20 protein-coding genes and 3 riboswitches are annotated in these 24,779 nt (G+C 35.1%); of the genes, 7 read left to right on the forward strand and 13 right to left on the reverse strand.

Going from position 1 to position 24,779, the window contains the following annotated elements; translation table 11 throughout:
• The 3 genes from ftsA to Q0L29_RS02575 form a co-directional block, all read left to right on the forward strand.
• Positions 1-1,213: cell division protein FtsA (gene ftsA / locus Q0L29_RS02565; protein ID WP_296618809.1), on the forward strand; the 1,213-nt coding region annotated here is incomplete at its 5' end.
• Between the two features lie 126 nt (positions 1,214-1,339).
• Positions 1,340-2,908: a cell division protein FtsZ gene (ftsZ, locus tag Q0L29_RS02570; RefSeq protein ID WP_296618811.1), complete on the forward strand. Its 1,569-nt coding sequence runs from the start codon at positions 1,340-1,342 to the stop codon at positions 2,906-2,908.
• A gap of 828 nt (positions 2,909-3,736) precedes the next feature.
• Positions 3,737-4,168 carry a DUF5606 domain-containing protein gene (locus tag Q0L29_RS02575; RefSeq protein WP_296618813.1) on the forward strand — a complete coding sequence of 144 codons (432 nt, stop codon included), beginning with the start codon at positions 3,737-3,739 and terminating at the stop codon, positions 4,166-4,168.
• A gap of 152 nt (positions 4,169-4,320) precedes the next feature.
• Here the strand turns inward: Q0L29_RS02575 and Q0L29_RS02580 are convergent, their stop codons facing one another.
• From Q0L29_RS02580 to Q0L29_RS02635, 12 genes are all read right to left on the reverse strand, one after another.
• Positions 4,321-5,376: a DUF6687 family protein gene (locus tag Q0L29_RS02580; RefSeq protein ID WP_296618815.1), complete on the reverse strand. Its 1,056-nt coding sequence runs from the start codon at positions 5,374-5,376 to the stop codon at positions 4,321-4,323.
• Between the two features lie 155 nt (positions 5,377-5,531).
• Positions 5,532-8,000 (reverse strand): TonB-dependent receptor, encoded by a 2,469-nt coding sequence (locus Q0L29_RS02585; RefSeq protein WP_296618817.1) that lies wholly within the window; start codon positions 7,998-8,000, stop codon positions 5,532-5,534.
• A 51-nt stretch (positions 8,001-8,051) separates the two neighbouring features.
• A riboswitch (TPP riboswitch) is annotated at positions 8,052-8,148 on the reverse strand.
• A 70-nt stretch (positions 8,149-8,218) separates the two neighbouring features.
• A riboswitch (TPP riboswitch) is annotated at positions 8,219-8,313 on the reverse strand.
• Between the two features lie 41 nt (positions 8,314-8,354).
• Positions 8,355-8,864, reverse strand: a complete 510-nt coding sequence (locus tag Q0L29_RS02590; protein ID WP_296618819.1) for an ATP-binding protein — start codon at positions 8,862-8,864, stop codon at positions 8,355-8,357.
• Positions 8,861-9,466 (reverse strand): nicotinamide riboside transporter PnuC, encoded by a 606-nt coding sequence (gene pnuC / locus Q0L29_RS02595; protein WP_296618820.1) that lies wholly within the window; start codon positions 9,464-9,466, stop codon positions 8,861-8,863. Before pnuC ends, Q0L29_RS02590 begins: the two co-directional genes overlap by 4 nt.
• Positions 9,467-9,563: 97 nt before the next feature.
• Positions 9,564-9,659: riboswitch (TPP riboswitch) on the reverse strand.
• A 41-nt stretch (positions 9,660-9,700) separates the two neighbouring features.
• Positions 9,701-10,447 carry a TerC family protein gene (locus Q0L29_RS02600; protein ID WP_296618822.1) on the reverse strand — a complete coding sequence of 249 codons (747 nt, stop codon included), beginning with the start codon at positions 10,445-10,447 and terminating at the stop codon, positions 9,701-9,703.
• A gap of 200 nt (positions 10,448-10,647) precedes the next feature.
• Positions 10,648-12,171, reverse strand: coding sequence for a magnesium chelatase (locus Q0L29_RS02605; RefSeq protein WP_296618823.1), 1,524 nt, complete (start codon positions 12,169-12,171; stop codon positions 10,648-10,650).
• A gap of 10 nt (positions 12,172-12,181) precedes the next feature.
• Complete coding sequence (locus tag Q0L29_RS02610; RefSeq protein WP_296618825.1) at positions 12,182-13,279, reverse strand: VWA domain-containing protein; 1,098 nt, start codon at positions 13,277-13,279, stop codon at positions 12,182-12,184.
• A 131-nt stretch (positions 13,280-13,410) separates the two neighbouring features.
• The gene (locus Q0L29_RS02615; protein WP_296618826.1) at positions 13,411-14,160 is read right to left on the reverse strand and encodes an NRDE family protein; all 750 of its coding nucleotides are present in this window, start codon (positions 14,158-14,160) and stop codon (positions 13,411-13,413) included.
• Between the two features lie 59 nt (positions 14,161-14,219).
• Positions 14,220-15,026, reverse strand: a complete 807-nt coding sequence (locus Q0L29_RS02620) for an NAD(P)-binding domain-containing protein (RefSeq protein ID WP_296618828.1) — start codon at positions 15,024-15,026, stop codon at positions 14,220-14,222.
• Positions 15,026-15,652 (reverse strand): sterol desaturase family protein, encoded by a 627-nt coding sequence (locus Q0L29_RS02625; protein ID WP_296618829.1) that lies wholly within the window; start codon positions 15,650-15,652, stop codon positions 15,026-15,028. Before Q0L29_RS02625 ends, Q0L29_RS02620 begins: the two co-directional genes overlap by 1 nt.
• A gap of 93 nt (positions 15,653-15,745) precedes the next feature.
• Positions 15,746-16,888, reverse strand: a complete 1,143-nt coding sequence (gene bshA, locus Q0L29_RS02630; protein ID WP_296618831.1) for an N-acetyl-alpha-D-glucosaminyl L-malate synthase BshA — start codon at positions 16,886-16,888, stop codon at positions 15,746-15,748.
• Positions 16,889-16,978: 90 nt separating this feature from the next.
• Entirely contained in the window at positions 16,979-19,930 is a 2,952-nt protein-coding gene (locus Q0L29_RS02635) for a glycoside hydrolase family 3 N-terminal domain-containing protein (RefSeq protein ID WP_296618832.1), read from the reverse strand.
• A gap of 184 nt (positions 19,931-20,114) precedes the next feature.
• On the opposite strand from Q0L29_RS02635, the gene Q0L29_RS02640 reads away from it, so the two are divergent.
• From Q0L29_RS02640 to Q0L29_RS02655, 4 genes are all read left to right on the forward strand, one after another.
• Positions 20,115-20,447: a hypothetical protein gene (locus Q0L29_RS02640; protein WP_296618834.1), complete on the forward strand. Its 333-nt coding sequence runs from the start codon at positions 20,115-20,117 to the stop codon at positions 20,445-20,447.
• Between the two features lie 103 nt (positions 20,448-20,550).
• Complete coding sequence (mutL, locus tag Q0L29_RS02645) at positions 20,551-22,398, forward strand: DNA mismatch repair endonuclease MutL (protein WP_296618835.1); 1,848 nt, start codon at positions 20,551-20,553, stop codon at positions 22,396-22,398.
• Positions 22,399-22,444: 46 nt separating this feature from the next.
• Entirely contained in the window at positions 22,445-23,236 is a 792-nt protein-coding gene (locus Q0L29_RS02650; RefSeq protein WP_296618837.1) for a rhomboid family intramembrane serine protease, read from the forward strand.
• Between the two features lie 5 nt (positions 23,237-23,241).
• The gene (locus Q0L29_RS02655; protein ID WP_296618838.1) at positions 23,242-24,147 is read left to right on the forward strand and encodes a rhomboid family intramembrane serine protease; all 906 of its coding nucleotides are present in this window, start codon (positions 23,242-23,244) and stop codon (positions 24,145-24,147) included.
• 185 nt (positions 24,148-24,332) lie between these two features.
• Here the strand turns inward: Q0L29_RS02655 and Q0L29_RS02660 are convergent.
• Positions 24,333-24,779 (reverse strand): anti-sigma factor (locus Q0L29_RS02660; RefSeq protein ID WP_296618840.1); only part of this gene is annotated, 447 nt, incomplete at its 5' end.

Genomic DNA, 24,779 nt, shown 5'->3' on the forward strand with positions numbered 1-24,779 from the left:
GGGCAAAGCCGTATCTGATGGCGTAGTAAAAGGAAAAGTCATCAATATTGAAAAAACCATTTTGGCTATCAAAAAGGCTGTAGAAGAGGCTGAAGATATTTCCGGTATCGACATTAAAGTGGTGAATGTAGGCATAGCTGGCCACCACATTAGAAGCTCTATCCAAAGAGGTAGTATTACTCGTGAAGATAGAGATGAAGAAATTACAGTGGAGGATGTAAATCGTTTAACCAACGATATGCACCGCATGGTTATTCCTGCAGGGAATCAGATTATCCACGTAATGCCGCAAGTTTATACGGTGGATTATGATGATGGAATCAAAGATCCTGTGGGCATGACGGGCATTAGATTGGAGGCTGATTTTCATGTCATCACTGCTGATATTAATTCTATCAACAATATTCAGAAATGTGTGAAAAGAGCAGGATTGGATATTGAAAATATGATATTGGAACCATTGGCATCCAGCTTAGCTGTATTGTCAGATGATGAAAAAGAAGCCGGTGTTTGCCTAGTTGATATAGGTGGTGGCACAACTGATATTGCCATATTCCATGAAAATATCATTCGTCATACTGGTGTAATTCCATTTGGTGGTAATATCATCACTTCTGATATAAAAGAGGGCTGTATGGTGATGCAACAGCAAGCAGAATTATTGAAAACAAAATTCGGAAGAGCGATTTCCACTGAAGCCAGTGAAAATGAAATCGTTTCTATTCCTGGATTAAGAAATAGGGCACCAAAGGAAATTTCCATCAAGAATCTGGCCCATATAGTAGAAGCTAGAATGGAGGAAATCGTTGATTTGGTACATGCTGAAATATTAGCATCCGGTTATGAAGGTCGTTTGGCAGGCGGAATTGTAATCACTGGTGGTGGTTCGCAAATGCATAGCGCCAGACAATTAGTTGAATTTTTAACCGGAATGGATGCCAGAATTGGTTATCCTAACGAACATTTAGGAAGAACAAAAATAGAGGCTGTGAAAAGCCCGATGTATGCCACATCTGTAGGTTTAGTATTGGCAGGTTATCGTTCAATTGATGAGCGAGAAAACAGATACCTCGAAGCAAAGTTGAATAATCAGAATATGTTTATCAACCATAAGCAGAAAGGTGCAAAAAGAGAAGGAGACTTCTTTTCAAAGATTATCAATAAAACCAAAAGTTTTTTGATAGATGATTTTGACGAAAAAGATGATTACTAAATAGTGCCTATTAGGCAATTACACGAGTATCTTTGGTGGTTATCTATTATTCAGTACCAAATAAGATGGTTTGTGTGATTAAATTTAATATCAAATGATATCGAAAGGACTTAAAATACGGATATTATGACAGAAGGAGCTTATAAATTCGAAATTCCAAAACACCATAAATCTATCATCAAGGTGATAGGTGTTGGTGGGGGCGGCAGTAATGCTGTTAATCACATGTTTAACCAAGGCATCAGGGATGTTGAGTTTGTGGTCTGCAATACAGATTCTCAAGCATTAAAAACTAGCCCTGTTCCTAATAAACTTCAAATTGGAACGAACCTAACAAGTGGTTTGGGTGCCGGTGCAAATCCTGAAAAAGGAAAAGATGCCGCACTTGAAAGCAAAGAAGAAATTCGTGAATTGTTAGGAAATGATACCAAAATGGTTTTCGTTACAGCTGGAATGGGTGGAGGTACTGGTACGGGTGCAGCACCTGTAATTGCCCGCATAGCCAAAGAAATGGATATTCTCACTGTCGGGATTGTCACTTCACCATTTAGTTTTGAGGGAAAGAAAAAAGTACGACAAGCAGAGGAAGGAATTCGCCAGTTGAAGGAGAATTGTGATACTGTATTGATTATCCTTAATGATAAGTTAAGAGAGATACATGGTAATTTGACCATTGGAAATGCATTTGCGAAAGCGGATAATGTATTAACCACAGGAGCCAAAGGTATTGCGGAAATTATAACCGTTCCTGGTCAGGTAAACGTGGATTTTGAGGATGTTAAAACGGTTATGAAAAATGCCGGAGCTGCTGTGATGGGTTCTGCTAGAACCGAAGGAGATGGTAGGGCATTAAGAGCCGCTGAGGAAGCACTATCTTCACCTTTATTGAATAATACTGATATTTTAGGAGCTCAAAAGATATTGCTATCCATCATTTCAGGGGATAAGGCTGAATTGCAAATGGATGAGTTAACTGAAATCACGGATTACATTCAAGAAAGAGCTGGTGATGAAGCTGAGGTAATCTTTGGACACGGAACGGATCAATCTTTAGGTGAAGGATTATCTGTTACGGTCATTGCTACTGGTTTTGACCAAGGGGGTTACAAGGAAAATGCCATTCCTCATAAAGAAGCGCGAAAAGTTTACGATTTAGACTCTAATAAGCAAATTGCGCTTTTTGGTAATGAGCAAGAGGAAGAAAAGCCCAAGTCAGAACCTAAAAATGAGCCTAGTCCTTTTACTTTCGAAAAGAGAAATACGCAAGAATCAAGACCTCAAGCTGATGAAGAAAGAGGATATTCCTTTGGGTTCCCTTCTAAAAAGCAAGAAGAGCCGGAATATGTAGAAGAGGAAAATGACTATGCTGATGATTTTACCGATAGCTTATCTAATGATTATGATATAGTTGATAAATCTGAAAGTCAAGATGATGTAGATAAAAAAGAGGCGGAACGACAAGAAATGTTGAGAAAGCGTTCTGTGGAGAGAATTGAGAAACTGAAGAATTTAAATGGTGGTCATACAAATACTCCTGAGGCTTATAAGCAAATGGAGGTACCGGCTTATAAACGTAAGCAGGTAAAATTAAGGGATGTACCACATTCTTCTGAAAAAAATATCTCAAGATTTAATTTGAATGATGATAATCAGATATTGGGCAATAATAAGTTTTTGCACGATAATGTAGATTAACCCGTATTATTTAAAAGTAGGTTATGAGAAATGATAATGACCAATTTAAAATAACTGATAATTAAATGATTAATTCAGGGTTAACCCCGATAATTAATAAAAACCTATTAGCTCAAATTTGGGTGTTTTAAAATTCATGTTTGAGTGTAAATTTTACAATGTAACTACTGAGTAATTTGGTTTTTATAAATTGTCTGTCCTTCGGACGAAAAATTCATATCAATTTTTCGGGTTAAATTATTTATATGTTCTTTTAAGTCATAATAAACAGGTGTACAAGGCAGCTTCGCAAGGAGCTGCTTTTTTTGTACCAATATCCACCACAAATAATGGCGACAACCAAAGGCTGTTTTGATTTAACCACAAAGGGAAACGAAGATTAATCACGGAGTTACACAAAGACTTTCTCAATTTTCCTTAAAGCATAGAGAACTGATATAGAGGAAAAGTCTACTGCTTATTTTTAAAAAGCTATATCATTATTTTCGATAGGATTTGAAGACTTACCTAAGCATGTAAGTAACTCAATTGGTAGATTTTTTAAACACAATCTTTTTTACTTTAGCCAAAATTCTTTTGTGGCCTTTGTGAAATCATCAGTGAAACTTTGCGGTTGTCCCATTTCAGCTTTAGCTGAATTATTTTGTGGTTAGTTCTTATGATAGCTGGCAATCGACCATTAACTGAAATTTCTTGAAGCCTAATAAGTCGTTATTTACCTTGATAGTTCATATCAATTTCAAATTTCCCTTAAAATCAAGCCTTCAATTTTGTGAAAACGGAAATGTTTGCACTAAATTCGTCCATCAATTTTTAAGAAGATAAAATATGACTTTAAAAGATATAGCATCAGTGACAGGAAAAGGCGGTTTGTTTCAGGTAGTAAAACCTTCAAGAACAGGCGTGATTTTAGAATCCTTAGATGAAAAAAAGCAAAAGCTGGTAGCACATGCACATGATAGAGTATCTATTCTGGATGAAATATCCATATACACTACTGATGCGGAAGGAAATGTTCCTTTACAAAAGATTTTTAACACCATGCATGAAGAATTTGGTGATGATTTAGGAATCGATGCTAAATCTTCAAAAGAAGAGATTATGGCTTTCTTAAAGCATGTATTGCCTAATTATGATGAAAATCAGGTTTACCCTTCAGATGTAAAGAAATTAGTGACCTGGTATAATACTTTATTAAAAGAAGCACCTGAGGTTTTGACTGCTAAAGGTGAAGAAAAGAAAGGAGAGGAAAAAGAGTAATTTGATTTAGTAGAAACAAGATTTTAAACCTTCCAACTTTTCATAACTTGGAAGGTTTTTTGTTTCTTTTTTATTAAGAAAAAAAGAGTAAAAGAAAATTTGAAAACAAAAGGCTTGAGTTTTAATAAGAAAGAGCAATTTTCATGAGAAGCTTACTCAAATATTTTCTCATTCAACTTCCTAACTTCTTTCCAATTCAGCGTTTCCCCTTTTGAAAGTGTTTTATAATGCTTTCTGAAATAGGTAATACAAATATTTCGAAAATCTTCAGCACTAATAGTTGATGAAAATATAGGTCTGAAACAAGGACTTTGAAAACGCTCTTTCTTGCTTAATTTTTCTCCTTTCAAGCGAAGAATAGGGGCTGTATCTGTGAAATGCTCGGCCTCCCATTTTTTTTCGCTTTTTTCAAGTTCATTCAATTGATCGCAAAGTTTTTCCATACTGATTCTAGGAAAATGCTGGCGAGTGGTATTGATCCAAGTAGTGTATTTAAACTCTAATTCATATCTATTGTCAGGGTAAATACTCATAACTATATCAGCGGATTGGCTTTGGCTGTAAAATGCATAATAATGCAGTGGTTCTTCCGCATGCACAATCTGCATTCTGATATCTTCCAGTGTTGCCTGCTGAGTGATTTTCCCAAGATGACTTAATACTAAACTGTATTCTTTAGTATCAGGAACTTCTTCTATTGGTAAATCAATTACATTACTAAAAGCATCTAGGAAGTGAAGGTATTTAGGGACACAAGCTTCCATTTCTTTTTCTGCAATTTCAGGAGCCCCAAATGGTGGATAGAATAAATCTGCTTCCTCTTTATTCAGCCAGCAGACTAATTTTAAAGCTTTTTTCCAGTCAGAATAGTCAAAATTTATCTCTCTGAAGTCTCCAATTTGAGCCATTTCAGTTAATAAATTATAATGCTCTAAGGCTTTTTCTGGATGGAAAACAGCCCAAACACCTAAAAAACCATCGATATCATAATGATTGTTGGTGACATATTCTTTATCTAATTCTGGTAGTTTGTTTTGAATTGCTTTTAATACAATTTCTGTGCTGGTATCTGCCTCACAATCTTTTGGAACAGGCGCTCCTCTCCAATGTGATAAATCAAATCCTTGAGGGTGGTGAGCATCTACTACCAAAACCTCATCGGGATATTTTTTGATGTCATAAAAGGGGATAAATGGTTTATTAGTCATAATTGGAATTTTCAGAGTGATAGAAAGCCTTATAAGAGACCTGTCAGGTTTGTTTCAAAATAGAAATACTTAAAGTATTAATATTCAACTCTTTTCGAGTAGTTAAACCTGACAGGTCTGAATGAAGTAATTTAACTTTTCAAGATCAATTCTTCTTAGAATCTCAAATTCAAGCCTAACAAGAAGTTAGTACCTGCCTGAGGATATAAATAATTCTCTCTTACTGAATATGTTCCGGCATTATATCCAAAAGTATAACCATTTGAAGAATACATTTCATTGAAAATATTATTTACCATCAATTTTAATTCAGCTGTTTTTAAGAATGGTAAGCTAAACTGATAGCTTCCTACAAAATCGCTTACAAAGTAAGGATCTAAAGCTCTCTCATCATTTGAGGTATTATCCAAGTATTGTTTACCTACATATTTGCCGAGAAGCGTAAATTTCAAGCCTCTTACAGGTTGATAATTGATTTCTCCTGCGGCTATGATGTTTGGAGAGAATGAGATATCGGTATCAGTATATTCATTTTCAATGATATTAAATTCATCCCAATTTTCACCATAATCATAAATTACCTCAGTGAAATTCGAGATTTTATTTTGGCTGAAAGTGGCATTCCCTCCAACAGACCATTGTTGATTTAATTGGTAAGCCCCAATCAATTCGATTCCTGATCTATAGCTGTTTTCCACATTGGTTCTGATACTGGACCCTACATCATTTAATTCACCAGTTAAAACTAATTGGTTTTTATAATCCATATAATAGAAAATAGCTTCTGCACTAAAATTGCTCACTTGCTTCTTGTAACCAATTTCATAATCATATAAAGTTTCAGGCTGCGGGGTTACGCCTTGTGGCGCATCTACAAAATCATTTCTGACGGGTTCTCTATTGGCTACAGCAACAGAAGCATATATTTGACTATTTTCTGGTAAACTATAAGTTAAACCAGCTTTAGGGTTGAAGAAAAAGTAATCACCCCCGGTATCAATTGTTGTTAAGTCATTGTCAATCCCTTGCGTAACGTAATTTATGTTTCTGATTTGCATATCAGCAAATAGATTAATTTTTTCATCTACCTGATAATTAGCTTTTAGGAAGGTATTAAAGTCGTATTTCCTTCCGTAATTGTCATAATAACGCTCTCTTATTTCAGAATCACCGGCAAATCTTGCCCAAATAATTTCCCCAAAATGGTCACCATCATATTCGTTATATGCTCCTCCTAAAGTAACATCCCAATCATCTTTCTGATAATTTAAACTATAGGTCACTCCATAAAAATGATTGTCCAACCATCTTCTTCTTACTAAATCAGTGGAGCTTATGGTTTCATTTCCAATTACAACATCATCTAATTGATAATCGGCTAAATCATCATCCATTCTGTACTGCTCATAATAGCCTCTTCCATAAGTATAATGCAGAGCAGCATTAGCTTGTAGATTCTTAGTGAACTGATGGGAAAGGTGTAGTTGATAATGGTCTTGCTGATAGTTATCAGTTTCATTATCGTATAAATAATAATTGAATGTTCTGCCGGAATTCAATAAATTTTCAGCTTGCTCATCCGTATATCCATTATTCATAATCACTTCTTGCATTCCCTCTACATCATTTTCCAATCTAGCTTCAGGTGTTCCCCACCAGCTTTGATAGGTTTTTTCTTTTCCTCCAAAAGCCAAAGCTTTTACAATGGTTTTATCTCCATAATAAGCCCCTGAAAGGAAATAAGATTGCATGTCAGAACTAGCTCGATCTATATATCCATCAGAATGAATAGAGGATAATCGTCCTTCAAAGGACCAACCGCTATTGGTAATTCCTGAATTGAAAATTATATTGTGCTTTCTTGTGTTAAAAGAGCCATAAGAATTATTTACTTCCCCAAAGGCCTCTTGTGAAGGAGTGGAGGTTTGCATATTAACCGATGCGCCAAAAGCGGCCGCTCCGTTAGTGGATGTTCCTACACCTCTTTGGATTTGGATATTATCTACTGAGCTAGCTAAATCTGGCATATTTACCCAAAATGTTCCATGTGATTCCGAATCGTTTATTGGAATTCCATTTACTGTAACATTAATTCTTGTGCCATCACTTCCTCTTATTCGCATACCGGTATAACCAACACCAGCCCCAGCATCGGAAGTAGTCACCATAGAAGGCGTGTAATTCAACAGCATTGGCATATCTTGACCTAGATTTTGTCTTTCCAGTTCTGCTTTTTTAATGTTGGTAAAAGTAGTAGGTGTATTTTCATCTGCTCGGGTAGCAGAAACCATTACTTCATCTGTAAGTTGAGCATCTTTTTCTAGTTCAAAATTAAGGGTGATGTCCTGACTTTCTACCTTTACTTTTCTTACTACTTGCTTATAGCCGATATATGAAACTTTAAATTCATATTGACCAGCTTTAATATTATTGATGCGGTAATTTCCATCAATATCCGTGGCTATTCCTTTTTGAAGGGATTCTATCACCACACTTGCACCCACCAAAGGTGAATTGTCTTCCTGGGAAACTACTTTCCCACTAATGCTGCTTTGTGCCATTAATTGAATACTCATGACCACAGCCAAAGCAGATAAAAACCACTTTTTTGTAAATTGTAACATTGTTAAATTGTTTGTTAGTGAAACTCATGGAGGCGGGGTAATTACCTCCTTCATTTTCCTTAACCAAATCCCTTCGACCGCATTATCGGCATCAGGTTCATTGGGTATGATCTCAGCCCGTTGTATTAAGGCACCCCAGCGTAGATACGCTTTATCTTTATAATGGATTCGAAAGAACAATTGTTCCGTAAATCCTATTTTTCATTCATTTTATATATTTGATTTAATTTCAAAATTCCTACGCTCGCATTACCGAGATCAGGTTCAGGGTATATTCTCAGCCCGTTATATTAAGGCACCCCTTATTGATGTTGCAATTATAAGAGGGAAAAGTTGGGAATGCAAGCTTTTCCTCTAAAGTAAATTTTTCTCAATCACCTTAATGGCTTTTTTTAATCTACCTGCTTTTCCTGAAATGATGCTATATTCAAATCCATAATTTTCCAATTCCTTTTGATATTGTTCAAAAAGTTCTGCTCTAATATTAGGATTCTCTCTTAAAGGATCTGCTTCCCAAGGTAAATCTGGAGTGCACAAAAGATAATAATCATATGGCTTTTGTGATAATTTTTCTAGTACAAATGGATGGTATTCACAATATTTCACGCCATACCAGACTTTCATCATAATCAAATCTGTATCGCAAAATAGAAATTGCTTGGCATTTTTGGCTAACTCTTTTTCGGCATTTAGCATCCCTTTACTGATATTTAGTAAATCAGATTTCTCGTATTGACTACCATTTTCTTTTAAGTATTCACGTCCATATTCAGGGACAAAAGGTTCCTGGAAATAATCTGCTAAACCTTTAGTTAAAGTGCTTTTACCAGTGCTTTCCGGCCCTATGATAGCGATTTTTTTCATGCGTATTTGGTATGGTAAAGTCTGCGCCAGTTGAAATAACCTACTGCTGCTATGATTACATAAGCGGCCATAAGGAGTGAAGTTAAATATAATTCTCTTTGGAAGTAAATGTAAACTGCTACTGCATCAATAACTATCCAATAGAGCCAGTTTTCCAATACTTTCCGAGTAACCAATAAAGTGGTCAACACACTAAAAACGGTAGTAAATGAATCCAGATAGGGGAGTTGGGCATCTGTGTTTTCTACTAGAAAGTAGCCAAGCCCGAAAGTGAAAAGAATCCCACTTATGATAAATAACCCATGCTCTTTCAGTTTCATCTTAGAGATGGGTAGCTCCTTGTCTTTTCTATTGGGATTTCGCCAATGCCACCAGCCATAAACGGTCGTGCCCAAATAATAAAAATTCAATCCCATTTCGGCATAAAGTTGGACCTGATAGCATATGACTAAATATATACTAACGCTTACCAAGCTGGCGTACCAACACCAGATCATTTCTTTGGCTGCAAAATAGATATACAAGATGCCGAAAAATACACCTAGTCCTTCGAGCCATCCCATATTGAGGAGGCCGTAATACAATTCATTTAAAATGTCCATTTGCTATATTCTATGAAGATTCTAAAAGTTAATTACACGGAATTTTGCTGTTTGGTGCTTATTATCAAATAAATGCAAATATTTCTCAAGTAATTGCCTAATAGGCTCTATTTGATTCCTACGCCTGCATTATCAGGATCAGGTCGAGGGTATGTTCTCAGCCCGATATTATGAGGCACCCCTTAATTGATCTTGCTAAGGTAATAGTTGCTTTGCAATAAGCAAAATTAATATTTATTCCTTAAAGCGCTCTTTTAAGTTTACGGGCTTGCTTTTTTTGCTTTTTCTCATTCGCATGTTCAAAAGTTCAACTACTAATGAGAAGAAAATTGCGAAATAGATATAACCCTTTGGAACGTGAACATGGAATCCCTCTACTAGCAATAATACACCAATCAGTAATAAAAATGACAATGCCAACATTTTAACTGTTGGGTGAGTATTTACGAAATTACTAATTTTGCCAGCAGCCAGAATCATTATTCCTATACTGATTACAACCGCTACAATCATGATTAAAATACTGTCGACTAATCCAATAGCAGTTAAGATAGAATCGAAAGAAAAAACAATATCCAATAGTATTATTTGAAAAATTACGGAAGTAAAACCACTGATTTTAGGAGATTTTTTTACATCAGTTTCTTCTCCTTCTAACTTGTGGTGTATTTCTGTGGTACTTTTATACATCAGGAATAATCCACCAGCCATTAGAATTACATCTCTGTAAGTAAAAGCGAAATCAAAAATTGTCAAGAATGGTTTTGTTAAGCCAACCAACCAGGTAACAGCAAATAGAAGTGCAATTCTCATTAATAGTGCTAAGACTAAGCCTAAGGTTCTCGCTTTTTTCTGTTGGTTTTCAGGTAGTCTATTACATAAAATTGATATAAATATTATATTATCTATACCTAAAACTACTTCCATTAAGGTAAGAGATAATAAACTGATAAGTCCATCAGCTGTTAGTAAGACTTCCATAAGGTTAAAAAATTAGTTTATAATATATTAAGTTGATTAAATCCATCTGTATAAATAGCATTTTTCTTTGTTTTTTGAGATTTTAAAGATTCTTTTTTTTACTTAAGCTTAGAGCATTTGAAATTTGATGAGCTTCAGCAAACGAACCTTTTATCTCACCAATAAGGTTTTTGGCTACTTTTTGTTTTATTTATTCTATTTTAAATATTAAAATCATCATCTTCTTCAGATGAATTTTCGAAATCCAACATACTGCTTAGCAGGTCTTTAAAACTATGTCCCGTAGCTAATGCATGTTTGCTCAATAAACTATATTCCGCCATACCATGCAAAGCAAATTCCATCATAAAATAGACCTCTTTTTCATTTAGTTTTTTGTGATATGTTTTTACTAAATCTTCTAATCCAGGTATTCTTTCTAGTTTTTTTCTATATTCATTCTCATTATCGTCATGGAAAAGATCAATTTTTTTCCCATCACTAAACCATTTGCTAATAGGTCTATAAGGATTTTTCTTTTCTCTGTCTTTTCTTAATTCCTCCGGGTTTGGAAAATATTGGTCAAACTGAGAGCGTATGGCTTTGCCTACTAAGGTTTGTGCAACTATACCAGGTCCTTCTTGCTCGCCTTCATACACTAATTCTACCTTTCCTGTGATGGCAGGTACAACTCCCGTAAAATCAGACATTCTTACAAATACTTTTTGCTCATTGTTAATCAATGATCTCCGTTCGGCAGCACTTATTAAGCTCTCATATGCTGAAATCGTTAATCTAGCGGAGACACCACTTTTTTCATCTATATATTCGCTATTTCTGGCCTCTATGGCTATTTGTTCAATCAAATCTTTTGAAAGATCATTTACTTCTACTGCCTCAATTTGTTCTTCTTTAATAGCCGCTTCCTGATTTGTGACTTTTCTTCCTATTTCAATGGATTCCGGATAGTGTGTGATTATTTGGGCATCTATTCTATCCTTCAAAGGAGTAATGATACTACCTCTATTGGTATAATCTTCAGGATTAGCAGTGAATACAAATTGTAAATCTAATGGTAATCTTAATTTGAAACCTCTGATTTGAATATCACCTTCCTGCAAAATATTGAACAGAGCAACTTGAATTCTGGCTTGCAGATCGGGTAGCTCATTGATTACAAATATTCCTCTATGCGAACGAGGTATTAAACCATAATGAATAACGCGCTCATCGGAATAAGGCAGTTTTAATGTAGCCGCTTTTATGGGATCCACATCCCCAATAAGATCGGCTACAGATACATCAGGAGTTGCTAATTTTTCAGTATATCGTTCATCTCTGTGCATCCAGGCAACTGGTGCATCATTACCTTTTTCTTCCAGAATGTCCGAAGCTTGTCTGGATATTGGCTGCATTGGGTCATCATTCAATTCAGAACCCTTAAGAACCGGAATATACTCATCAAGTAATAGAGTCATCATACGGGCTATTCTTGTTTTTGCCTGCCCTCTTAAGCCTAATAGATTGATATTATGACGAGATAAAATTGCTCTTTGAATATCAGGAATAACAGTATCCTCATAACCCCAAATGCCTTCGAATACATTTTCCCCAGCTTTCATTTTTTTAATGAGATTTTGTCTGAGTTCTTCCTTCACAGCTTTTGGTTGATAACCACTTTCCATTAATTCTTTAAGCGTGGTAATTTTTAATTTATCTTGCGTAGTGAGTTTATCGTAGCTCATATTGTTATTTTCAGTATCTTTTTTTTCTATTTCTTTTGTAATCTTCAAACACTAGATTGCCTAATCCCTGCAGACTACTGTAATATGCATTTCCATTATTTACGGTTGTGAATTCTTTCACAAACTCCTGCAAATAAGGATCTGAGGCTATCATAAAGGTAGTAATAGGAATATTCAATCTTTTGCACTGAGCCCCCAGATTGAGTGTTTTATTTAATATTTTCGGGTCAAGACCAAAGCTGTTTTTATAATACTTGATGCCTTGTTTCATGCAAGTCGGTTTACCGTCTGTAATCATGAAAATTTGCTTATTTTTATTTTTCCTTCTCCTCAATAGATCCATAGCTAACTCTAACCCAGCTATAGTATTAGTATGGTAAGGTCCAACTTGCAGATAAGGCAAATCTTTTATTTGAATTTGCCAGGCATCGTTTCCAAAAACAATGATATCTAGCGTATCTTTTTTATATTTTTTGGTGATGAGTTCAGCTAAAGCCATAGCTACTTTCTTGGCAGGGGTAATTCTGTCTTCCCCATAAAGAATCATAGAATGCGAAATATCAATCATTAGAACAGTAGATGTTTGTGTTTTATATTCACTTTCCACTACTTCTAAATCATCTTCGGTAAGCATAAAATCGCCTAATCCATGATTGATCTGTGCATTTCTTAAGGAATCGGTCATGGAAATTTGGTGCAATAAATCACCAAATTCATAATTCCTTCTATCAGTGCCTGGTTCTTCACCTAAGCCAGTGAAATTGGTTTTATGTTCTCCTTTTCCTGATTTCTTAAGTTTGCCAAATATTTCTTCTAAAGCATTTTTTCGAATATTCTGCTCCGTTTTGGCTGTAACTTTAAAAGAACCATCTGGAGTATTATCCGAAATAAACCCTTTGCTTTTTAAATCTTCTATGAAATCGCCCATTCCATACTGACCATCTGTGATGTTGTATTGCTTATCAATATTGGTCAGCCAGTTTAGTGCTTCGCTAACATCACCACCGGTTGTGATCAGTAATTCGTTGAATACTTTGAATAATTGATCAAAGGTGGTGTCTGATAAATCTTTATGGGCTAAATATTTTGTGAATCTGTAACCTAACATATTCTTTCTTAACTAATATGAGAAGCTGAATGTTACTGGAATCACATTAAATTTATTGGAATTGAAATTAAGATTCTCTAAAGACCTAAAATCAGATCTAAAAGAATTTAAGAATTAATTATGAAAAGCTATTATAATATATGATGTGAGAATTCCTGATTCACATGTTGGGATAAGCTTATTTCCTGGCGTCCATTCTCCATTAAATTATGATGAGCCATGTTTACTATTCCCTTTAATGAACATATACTGGTAATACTTACAGTTCTAACTTCTCCTCTGTCCATCACCATATCGTTCTTTAAATCACCTGAACCAGCGGTTCGATGGAACTCTCTGATAGCTTCAACAGTATATTCTTTATTTTCTTTCAACCATTTTTGAAACCATTCATTTCTGTTCTGAATTGATTTTTTCTTGTAAAGTTGGGCTGAGGCCCATATTTGTGGTTTTTTAGGGTCCTTCTCTTCTAAGGATGTGTTTTTACCATCCCATTTGAATTCTAAAATTTTCAGTATTGGGTCATGAAAAAGTACAACCATTGTAAATGGCTCTATATCTGTGAAATCGTAGTTTTTGAAAAATTCGTCTGGCTTGATACATTCAATGGCTTCCATTGCTACCATTCCTCTACTCATTCTGTAGGGAGGATTATATTCATGCGGTTGATTAGCTCCATTTAATAAACATACACTGATACCATTATCGGAAGTAGCAACCCAAGTTCCCCCAGCTTTCGGATCTTGAGGGAAAACAATATTTTTACCTTCCATATGATGATAAGAGGGGAAGCCTGCAAGACCTCTATCCGGACTTTCATCACGATTAGTCGTTAAAATATATTGTTCTTCGGAAAGTGGTAAATATGTTAGTGTACACATAATTTATTATAAAACTTCCGAATGATACTAAATAATAAAATCTTTAAAAAGCCATTTCTTTATTTAGTATAAAAAAAATCCATTGGGTCAGGGTAAATGAATGAATAATCTAATAATGATTCAATTTTAGAGCTTTTAATAATTCGGTTTGTGAGTTCTTGTTCAGTATTTTCAAATATAGGAACTTCAAAATCAAAATCTTTTGCATTTTTTAAAAATACTTCCTTTTTGGTAGGGTGTTTTGGGGCTATACCATTTATAATATTTGACCATTTATCTTGCTTGATTACAGCCTCAATTATTCCAACAGCATCATCCCTGTGAATATAATTCACTTTTTGCTGGTGCTGAGCTAAATTTTTCCCAGAATAATATCTGCCAGGAATTCTATCATACCCTAAGAGCCCTCCAAATCGGATTATTGTTAACCTTTCTTCAAATGTATGGAGTAATAATTGTTCTGCCTGAATTAAGGCTTGTCCTCTTTCAGATTGATGATCTAGTTCATGTTCTTCATCAATCGAATGATTAACTTGTGGATAAACAGAAGTAGCACTGATATAAATTATTTTCTGAGTAGGAGGAATATATTTTAATATAGATTTTAAGCTTTCAAGATGATAATCTACCCCTTTTTTGGAAGTCTTTGGTGGTATATTGATGATTAAATAATCGGACTTAAAGAATTCTGAACTTAAATTATCATTAGGTAAATGTATGTTGAAAGTATTTATTCCAGCTTTTTTTAGTTCCTGCATTTTTGAAGATGTGGTTGTACTTCCTTTTACTTCATATCCTTCATTCACTAATTTTTTTGCGAGAGGAAATCCTAACCAACCGCACCCTAAAACACTAACTGATGCCATTATTTTTTCTTTTTAGGGGAAGTATTAAAAACATAATCCCAGATAGGAGTTGAAACTCCAAAATATTGGTCAGGATGTTTGTAATGATGAATACTGTGATAAATCCATAACCATTTTAAAAAATTTTTGGGTGGCTGATAGGCATGTATCGCATAATGTACAAAAGCATAAGCCAAATAGCCTATTAAAAACCCTGGCACAAAGGCAAAAGCATACTCTTGAAGTATTAGCCAAAATCCACCAAAAATAATACTGCTAATTAATATTGCACCTGCTGGAGGCATTACAATTCTATCTTTGTCTTTAGGATATTCATGGTGAATCCCATGGAAAGTATAAGTGACCCACCTTTTCCATCTTTTATCATTATCCATGTGGAAAACATATCTGTGTATTAAATATTCTCCTAAGGTCCAGCTGAAAAATCCTATTATAAATAGTATTGCAAAAGTTCCTACTTCAATATTGAATTGCGTAAAAGATAAATACGCAAGAGATATTGAAATGATAGCTAAAATGCTTAAAGGAATTGAAAAATGACTTCTAGTTAATTTTTCTAGTATAGGGTTCTCAAATAAGTTTTTTGTTCCAGAACCCTTGATTTTTCTGTCTTCTGCTATTTCCATAATTATTAAAAGTGACAATTTATAAAAAAGCTGTTCATCGATTAACTATGGAATTTAAACGACTAAGTCGAGGATTTGTTCCACAAGAATAAATTATGACGATCTTTCGGCAAATTCTTTATTCAATATTTTATTGTAGAAATTTTCATAAAGAGGTAGAATATTTGTGATGTCAAATTTCTTAGCTCGTTCAAGTGCGGCAGATTTAAATTTATCTAAATTTTCATCAGCTAAAATATATAATGCTTTCTCAGTCATATCTTTAACATCTCCAACATTACAAGTGAAACCAGTTACCCCATCAATATTTAATTCAGGAATTCCACCAGCATTAGAAGAAAGAACAGGAACCTCACAAGACATAGCTTCCAATGCGGCTAATCCAAAACTTTCTTTTTCTGATGGCATTAAAAATAGGTCGCTAACTGATAAAACTTCTTCAACTGCATCCATTTTCCCTAAGAAACGGATATCTTCACAAGTGCCTAATTCACGACAAAGTTTTTCCATTTTGATTCTTTCAGGACCATCACCCACTAATAATAATTTTGCAGGTATTATTTTTCTAACATTATTGAAAACATGAATAACATCTTCCACTCTTTTTACCTTTCGGAAATTGGAAGTATGCACCATCAGTTTTTCACCATTAGGACAAATAGCTGTTTTGAAATGGTCCTTTTTCTGTCTTTTAAATCTATTTAAATCAATGAAGTTAGGAATTACTTCTATATGCTGATAGATATCAAAATGCTCTAAGGTATCCTTTTTTAAATCTTCAGATACAGCGGTAACACCATCCGATTTATTGATACTAAAGGTCACTACTGGCTCGTAAGACGGGTCTTTCCCAACCAAAGTGATGTCAGTACCATGAAGTGTGGTTACAACAGGAATGTTTATATTTTTTTCCTTAAGTATTTGTTTTGCCATGTAGGCAGCTGATGCATGTGGAATTGCATAATGAACATGCAATAAATCTAATTTCTCATGCTGTGCTACATCCACCATTTTACTGGCTAATGCCAACTCATAAGGGGGGTATTGAAATAGAGGATAAGTTCTTATATCTACTTCGTGATAAAATAAATTTTCATTAAAAAAGTCTAAACGGGTAGGCTGAGAGTAAGTGATAAAATGAACATTATGTCCATTTTTAGCTAAAGCTTTTCCTAATTCTGTAGCCACAACCCCGCTTCCTCCAAAGGTAGGATAGCAAACAATACCTATATTCATTTATTTATTTGTTAAGTAGTAATTCTTTAAAAGATGAAATGTACAACGTAATGGTCTCTGATTATGTTTAAAATTTTAGAATTGAGATCATTAATTCACATACTCTTCCTGTTCAGATTCATATTCAAAAATTGATTGATAGATTACATCCATTATTCTTGTTCTGATATTGGAAGTAATCAATTTCCTATTATTGGCATCAGGATATACTCTGTTAGATAAGAAAATATAGACCAAACCAAATTCAGGGTCAGCCCATGCTGCAGTACCTGTAAAGCCTGTATGACCAAAAGTTAAAGGGGAAGCATAGTGTGAAGTAGGAGAGGGTCCTTCTTCTTCAACAGGCTTGTCCCAGCCTAAACCTCTTCTGTTTTCATTAAATTGTTTTCTGGTGAAATAGGGGACGGTTCCTTTACTGAAATATCTAACTCCACCATATGTTCCGTCCCACAAATTCATTTGCATTAATATGGCAAGGTCTTTTGCATTGCTGAAAAGGCCTGCATGTCCGGCCACTCCTCCTATCATTGCAGCTCCCTGATCGTGCACCCAGCCCTTTATTAAATCATTTCTAAAAGTCAGGTCATTTTCCGTTGGTGCAATCCTTGATTCAGGAAAATGACATAAAGGGAGAAAGCCCATAGTGGTCATGCCCATAGGTTTATAAAAATTCTCATGTAAAAATTCTTCATAACTCATATTGGTCATGCGCTCACTGATTTTTTGCATGATATAATACCCCATATCCGAATAGCGGTAATCATAATTCTTTTGCCATCTGGGCTTTTCAAGTAATTCTGAATCAATTACCCACTGCCAAATAGAATCTCCTAATACTTGATGACCATAGAGCCCTGAAGCCAATTGGTTAGGGTATAGAGAAGCCTCATGATTTTGGTACAATGGTGTTTTCAATCCAAACATATCGTGGGTTTGCCTCCAAAATGGGACATATGGAATCAAGCCGGCTTGGTGGGTTAAAATATTTCGCAAGGTCATATTTTGCTTATTGCTCTTTTTAAGCTCCGGCAGATAAGTACTAATTTTTTTATCTAAATCGATGATTCCTCTGTCATATAAAAACATAATACTTTGCAAAGTAGCCCCCACTTTTGTGATGGATGCTAAATCATAAATGGTTTCATCTTCCACTTTAGAATATTTATGATAGGTCTGATACCCAAAGTTTTTTTCATAGACGATTTGACCATCTTTAGCTACCAGGATTTGTCCACCTGGAGTAGCTTCAGTATCGATAGCTTCTTGTGCGATAGCGTCAATCTCGGCCAGTATTTTTGGATCCATGCCCACATCCAAAGGGTTGCTATAACCAAATCTATTAAGAGTTTTGGTATTGATGCCTGTTCCTGCTTTCATATCGGGGGATACGGAAACGGGTAATTTTCCTTTAGTTGGTTTTGCTCCAAAAATCATTTGAGGAGCTAATTTTTGAGTGATTTCATTGTCCTCATACATCATCAAGACATGCTGGAATGATTGCAGGTATTTTAAGCTGTAAGCATTTCCAAAAACAGTTAAAACCACATTTGCTTGCTCGGATAAATTTTGAAGGAAAAGTAAGTCTTCAGATTTTAAACCAAATCTTTTAGAAGCCGAATTATTCATTCCGTGCAAACCGACTACCACAGTTTCATACTGGCTTAACTGATTCATCAGCTGACTGTAATCACCCAAATCCATATTTTCTTTAGGTAAATGATAGTGAGTGAAATCAGCATATTTATTTAAATAGTGTTGAAAGGTACTATTACTATTTCCTCTCAAGGATAGTGATGCAAAATTGGTGGTGTCCAAAATATGGATAGGAAGAAAACCTTTTTTATTTTTTACTAAAGTGGCTGCTTCGGCATATAGTTTTTCATTTAGATTTTTTGCATCCGAAGAATTGAGTCTTTCATGTATATTCTTGGGGTCTAATTTGTCAAAGCCTTTATGAAGTCCTAATTTATATTTAGCATGCAGGATTTTCTTAACACTTTCTTCTAATCTTTCTTCTGGTATCTCTTTCTTTTTAATGGCATCTTTTATCATTTTGATGGCATTGGGAACATTCATAGGGAAAAGAAGAACATCATTACCTGCTTTAAAGGCTAATAAATCTGTTTCTCCGGGCTCATAAAAATCACTTACGCCTTTCATATTCAAAGCATCTGTGAATATCAATCCATCAAAGCCTAATTCTTCTTTTAATAAATCGGTTACCACATTTTTGGATAGGGTAGTGGCTTTGTTAGGCGTGTTGTCATAAGCAGGAATATGTAAATGAGCCACCATCATGCTGTTGACATTATTCTCAATTAGCTTTTTGAAAGGGTATAATTCTATTTCATCAAGCCTTTCTGCACTGTGGTTGATAACGGGTAAAGTCATGTGAGAATCGGAATCAGTATCTCCATGCCCAGGGAAGTGTTTTGCATTGGCCAAGAGCCCATTTTCTTGCATTCCCTTCATATAGGCAACTCCTTTTTGTGCTACATTTTCTTTATCCTCACCAAAAGACCGATTTCCGATCACTGGATTTTTAATATTGTTATTGACATCCACCACCGGGGCAAAATTGACATGAACGCCAATTAATTTAGCTTGACGAGCAATCTCTGCTCCCATATTATAGATGTAATCATTATTTTGAATGGCCCCTAACGTCATTTGTTTAGGGAAATTCATAGTGCTGTCCAATCGCATTCCTAATCCCCATTCCGCGTCCATTCCTATCCACAACGGAATTTTGGATTTGGCTTGCAGTCGGTTGGTCATATTGATTTCCCTGGCAGGTCCACCTTGAAAAAATATTAAGCCCCCTATATGATAATTTTCTATAAGAAGAGATAGGTTTTTGAGATGTTGTTCATCTTTATTGGAGTAAGCTGCCACCATAAAAAGTTGTCCAATCCTTTCTTCCTGGCTCATTTCCTTATAGATTTTCTCAACCCATTGCGGATATGGTTTTTCTTGCCCTACAAGCAAGCTTGCAAATGAAAAAATGAACAGAAATGAAAGGGATAAAACTTTTTTAAACATGTGGTAGTTTTGAATTTATGATAAAAGCTAAATTAACATTAAGTTTGCTTCTGAGAAAGATGATTTCCTTTATATTGTTAATAGTTTGCTAATTTGTTGAATTTAATTGAAATCATAATAGCAGATTGCTATGTAAACTTACATAACGATAGCTTCGTTCCTTTATTCATATAAATAAGTAATTATGAAATTTCCATCCATATTTAGATTACCGGGCTATCAAAGGTTTGAAATACAACCCAGATACTATGACCCTATAAAAGAGGATTTAGAAAAAAGAACCAATAGAATAAGACAAGAATTGAAAAACGAAAGCAATGGCGGGAAAGCGGAAAGCATCCGAGAGGCTTATAAAGCCAGAAGAGGCTCTAATCGCTCTGCCGATTTATTTCAGTTTTTGATGATTTTAATTGTAGGAGTCTCTATTGGTGGGTATTTGATGTATGGAGCGAATGTTTATTTTGCTTTATTGCTTTTAATTCCATTATACATAATTTTAAGAAGAAGGAAAAAATAGAGTCTATTAGGCAATAGCACGAAAAATAAGGGTGATTATTAAACCTTTAATGCCAATAGCAAATTTTGTGTAATTAGATTTTAGAATCCACATAAAAAAGTAAATGTCCGATATAATACAGTTATTGCCTGATGCAATTGCTAATCAAATTGCTGCAGGAGAGGTAGTCCAAAGACCGGCTTCTGTGGTGAAGGAGTTACTTGAGAATTCCATCGATGCTGGAAGCAGTAAGATAAAATTGGTGGTGAAAGATGCCGGGAAGCAACTCATTCAGGTGATTGACGATGGTATGGGGATGTCCGAAACAGATGCCAGAATGTGTTTCGAGCGTCATGCTACTTCTAAAATTCGAAAATCAGACGATTTATTTGCATTGAAAACAATGGGCTTCAGGGGAGAAGCCATGGCTTCTATAGCGGCTGTTTCTCAAGTTGAACTTAAAACTAAAACTGCTGATGCAGAGCTTGGTGTTTTACTTCAGGTTGAAGCTTCGGAAGTCAAAAATCAAACTCATACTGCTCATACGGGCGGCACTACCATCTCAGTAAAAAATCTTTTTTATAATGTTCCTGCTAGACGTAATTTCTTAAAATCAAATCCGGTTGAAATGCGTCATATCATAGATGAATTTCACCGTGTGGCACTGGCTAATCCTCAAGTGGCTTTCAGTCTGCATCAAAATGACATGGATGTTTACCAACTGAATGCAGGTAAACTGAGTCAACGAATCGTAGGTTTATTTGGGAAGAATTATCAAGAGCAATTGGTGGCTTGTGAAGAAACTACCGACCAATTGAAAATTTATGGCTATATCGGAAAGCCTGAATTTGCTAAGAAAACCCGTGGCGAGCAGTTTTTCTTTGTGAATAACCGCTATATCAAAAGTGGTTATTTACATCATGCTGTAGTGAATGGCTTCGAAGGATTATTGGGTAAAGAATCACATCCCTTTTATGTGTTATGTTTGGAAATTGATCCTAAAAGAATTGATGTAAATGTTCATCCTACCAAAACAGAAATCAAGTTTGATGACGAGCGCATGGTGTATGGAATTTTAGCTGCTGCTATACGGCAAGCTTTAGGAGCGCATAATGTAGCACCTGCATTGGATTTTGATAGCGATGTAAATTTCAGTTTTAATGCGCCCAGAAGAAATAGGATAGATGATTTTGCTACCAAAACATCCAATTATCAAAAGTTTAAGCAACCAAAAGATAATGATGGGGAGTGGGATAAGATTCTGTCTAATTTCCAGGAGTTGAGCGATAAGATAACTAAGGAAGAAGATAAGGATGATTTTACTGACGAAAGTCAGCAGTCGATGACTTTTGGCAGTGCAATTAATGAAGGAAATCAAAGCACTACTCCTCAAACTGAATGGATAGAAGCCAAAACCAGTATTTTTCAAATACATCAAAAATATATTGCTACTCAAGTGAAATCAGGTCTAATGCTGGTTGATCAGCAAGCGGCACATGAGCGAATTTTATTTGAAAAATTCAATCGTCATTTGCAAAACAATGATGGAAGTTCACAGCAATTTCTTTTTCCTGAGCAAATACAATTATCAGCACCAGATTATGCTTTGGTGATGGACATGGAGGAGGAGTTGAAAGCTTTGGGATTTGTGATTTCATCATTTGGAAAAGACACCGTGGTGATTAATGGTGCGCCAACTGAATTGACAGATACCTCCGTTAAATCAGTTTTTGAAGGGCTGATTGACCAATTTAAACATAATAAAAATGTATTGAGCGTATCGAAAAATGAAAATATTGCCCGTTCTTTGGCGAAAAGGTCCGCTATAAGAGCAGGACATAAGCTGAATTCCGAAGAAATGAATGCCTTGATTGATAAACTTTTTGCTTGTCAAAATCCCAATTATGCGCCTTCGGGTAACTCAACTTTTATTATTTTTGACCTTAATAAAATTGCAAGCTTCTTCAATTAGTGAGAAGCTATCCTAATAAATTATAGAAATTATATAGTATAAATTTATGTTCGCAAGACTTACTCCGGTTGTTAAAAACCTACTATTAATAAATATAGCTTTATTGCTAATTCCTTCTTTCATGAATTTTGAATTGGCTAAATATTTTGGTTTACGCTATATTTTTGCGGAATCCTTTCAGCCTTTTCAGTTTATCACTTATATGTTCCTGCATGCTGGGTTTGGGCATTTATTAGGGAATATGTTTGCCCTATTTATTTTTGGCCCCATGCTAGAGCGTTACTGGGGCGCAAAAAAATTCTTTATTTTTTATATGGTGACTGGTGTTGGAGCTGGTATTCTTTATGGAGTTGTGAATTTCATTGAAATGCAACAATTGGAAAGTGCTGCTGAGCAATATATCGAAAACCCGAACTATGAAGGTTTTGTCTCTTTTGTGCAAGAAAATGCTGGATATGCTTACAGACAATGGTATGATTTTATTGATGCATATGGAGAAAACCCTAGCAAGCAAGAATATATTGATGGTAGTATTCAGAGAGTAAAAGAAGTAGTTCGTTTTCAAGGAAATGTTCCACTTATAGGTGCTTCCGGAGCTGTGTTCGGGATTTTATTTGCTTTTGGCTTTCTATTTCCGAATACAGAATTGTTTTTACTATTTCCGCCTATACCTATCAAAGCCAAATACCTTGTAACCTTCTACGGTTTATATGAGTTATATGCAGGCATACAAAATGTTCCGGGAGATAATGTAGCGCATTACGCCCACTTAGGAGGCATGTTGATAGCGTTTGTTCTGCTAAAGATTTGGCAGAAAGATAATACAAGATTTTATTAAAGAAGATGGCAGGATTTTTCGATGAGTTAAAACAAAATTTCAAAAGGCCCAATAATGCATTAAATCAGTTGTTCATTATCAACGCAGTGGTTTTTGTAGGATTGGGTTTATTAGCATTGATTGGTAAATTCTCAGGTGTTGAGGGGCTTTATGCTGTAGTTGATGCACAATTTACTATTCCACCAGATTTAGAGAGGTTTATTTACCGACCTTGGACCATCATAACCTACGCTTTCTCTCATGCAGGCTTCTTTCATATTTTAATGAATATGCTAGTGCTATACTGGTTCGGAATGCTGATATCGCAATATCTTGGAAGTGCAAAGCTTGTTAATTTATATGTTTTAGGAGCTTTAGCCGGTGCTGTTATTTTTATATTAGCTTATAACCTAATTCCCTTTTTAGCAGAAAGAACTACGAGCGGTATGGTAGGTGCATCTGCAGCAGTTTATGCAGTAGCTACTGCAGCTGCAACATTGCTTCCAGACCACAGATTTCATCTTATTTTTATTGGCCCTGTAAAAATCAAATATATAGTAGCAGTTTACATCGTTCTATCTTTATTAAATTCAGCCGGTCCAAATGCAGGTGGAAATTTAGCACATTTAGGAGGTGCGGGAATTGGATTTTTATATGTAAGAGGTTTACAAGCTGGAACAGATTTCGGTTTATGGATTCAAATGACGTTAGGATTTATTCAAAGTATATTTAAATCTAAGCCTAAAATTAAAGTAACTTATAAAAAGAAACAAACTGCAGGAGCAGCTAAAAGCAGTGGTAAATACTCATCTGCCTCAACCACTACAGAACAAGAAGAAATTGATAGAATCTTGGATAAAATTTCTGAAAAGGGTTATGAAAGCCTTAGCAAAGACGAAAAGCAAAAGCTCTTTAATGCAAGCAAGAAGTAATTAATAATTACGAATTAATAATTAATAATTAGGGCATTCCAATTTTCAGAAAGTTTTTGTTGTTTATAATCCATCATTCCACAATTTAATAATTGGAAAAAGACTGATAAATCATGTGAATTTAGAATGGACGATACTGTCTGATGAGACCGCCAATTCGTAATTCGTAATTCCCAAATTCGTAATTAGATCTGACCAATCACATACATTTTCTCCATGGTAGGATTTTCGCTTCCTCCTCTAGGCTCGAGGGTTACAGCAAAAGCAGAAGCTTTCGAGGTAGTTTTCATCTTTAGTAGGCTAGTCATATCACCAGCTACATCAAATACTCCCATATCTACCGGAGCTCCATCTACTATCGCCCAAAGTTGATATTGATTATCGATATCGTTGGATGGCATTTTCTTAGCATTTAAGAATACCTCATTGGTTTTCTTATTCCAATGCACAAAAGCTTGTGCTTCTGGTGAAATATCCAATCCTTTCATTGGAACAGTTTCTATTCCCGGTTGTCTCAGAATTTCGATATTCCCGGCATATTGTTCCATCTGGTTTTTTACCACATTATATTGCTGCGCCATGCTTTGATTTTGCGCAATTATATTAGATAATCTGGCTTCTGTATCTTGCCA

Source organism: Marivirga sp. (assembly GCF_024636815.1).
Taxonomy (GTDB): Bacteria; Bacteroidota; Bacteroidia; order Cytophagales; family Cyclobacteriaceae; genus Marivirga.

Coding starts and splice junctions, on each gene's coding strand:
- Q0L29_RS02590 (WP_296618819.1), bottom strand. CDS start 8,864: ATGAAAAAAATCGCTATCATAGGGCCGGAAAGCACTGGTAAAAGCACT.
- mutL (WP_296618835.1), top strand. CDS start 20,551: ATGTCCGATATAATACAGTTATTGCCTGATGCAATTGCTAATCAAATT.
- Q0L29_RS02655 (WP_296618838.1), top strand. CDS start 23,242: ATGGCAGGATTTTTCGATGAGTTAAAACAAAATTTCAAAAGGCCCAAT.
- ftsZ (WP_296618811.1), top strand. CDS start 1,340: ATGACAGAAGGAGCTTATAAATTCGAAATTCCAAAACACCATAAATCT.
- Q0L29_RS02580 (WP_296618815.1), bottom strand. CDS start 5,376: ATGACTAATAAACCATTTATCCCCTTTTATGACATCAAAAAATATCCC.
- Q0L29_RS02615 (WP_296618826.1), bottom strand. CDS start 14,160: ATGTGTACACTAACATATTTACCACTTTCCGAAGAACAATATATTTTA.
- pnuC (WP_296618820.1), bottom strand. CDS start 9,466: ATGGACATTTTAAATGAATTGTATTACGGCCTCCTCAATATGGGATGG.
- Q0L29_RS02620 (WP_296618828.1), bottom strand. CDS start 15,026: ATGGCATCAGTTAGTGTTTTAGGGTGCGGTTGGTTAGGATTTCCTCTC.
- Q0L29_RS02605 (WP_296618823.1), bottom strand. CDS start 12,171: ATGAGCTACGATAAACTCACTACGCAAGATAAATTAAAAATTACCACG.
- bshA (WP_296618831.1), bottom strand. CDS start 16,888: ATGAATATAGGTATTGTTTGCTATCCTACCTTTGGAGGAAGCGGGGTT.
- Q0L29_RS02650 (WP_296618837.1), top strand. CDS start 22,445: ATGTTCGCAAGACTTACTCCGGTTGTTAAAAACCTACTATTAATAAAT.
- Q0L29_RS02585 (WP_296618817.1), bottom strand. CDS start 8,000: ATGTTACAATTTACAAAAAAGTGGTTTTTATCTGCTTTGGCTGTGGTC.
- Q0L29_RS02575 (WP_296618813.1), top strand. CDS start 3,737: ATGACTTTAAAAGATATAGCATCAGTGACAGGAAAAGGCGGTTTGTTT.
- Q0L29_RS02640 (WP_296618834.1), top strand. CDS start 20,115: ATGAAATTTCCATCCATATTTAGATTACCGGGCTATCAAAGGTTTGAA.
- Q0L29_RS02610 (WP_296618825.1), bottom strand. CDS start 13,279: ATGTTAGGTTACAGATTCACAAAATATTTAGCCCATAAAGATTTATCA.
- Q0L29_RS02635 (WP_296618832.1), bottom strand. CDS start 19,930: ATGTTTAAAAAAGTTTTATCCCTTTCATTTCTGTTCATTTTTTCATTT.
- Q0L29_RS02600 (WP_296618822.1), bottom strand. CDS start 10,447: ATGGAAGTCTTACTAACAGCTGATGGACTTATCAGTTTATTATCTCTT.
- Q0L29_RS02625 (WP_296618829.1), bottom strand. CDS start 15,652: ATGGAAATAGCAGAAGACAGAAAAATCAAGGGTTCTGGAACAAAAAAC.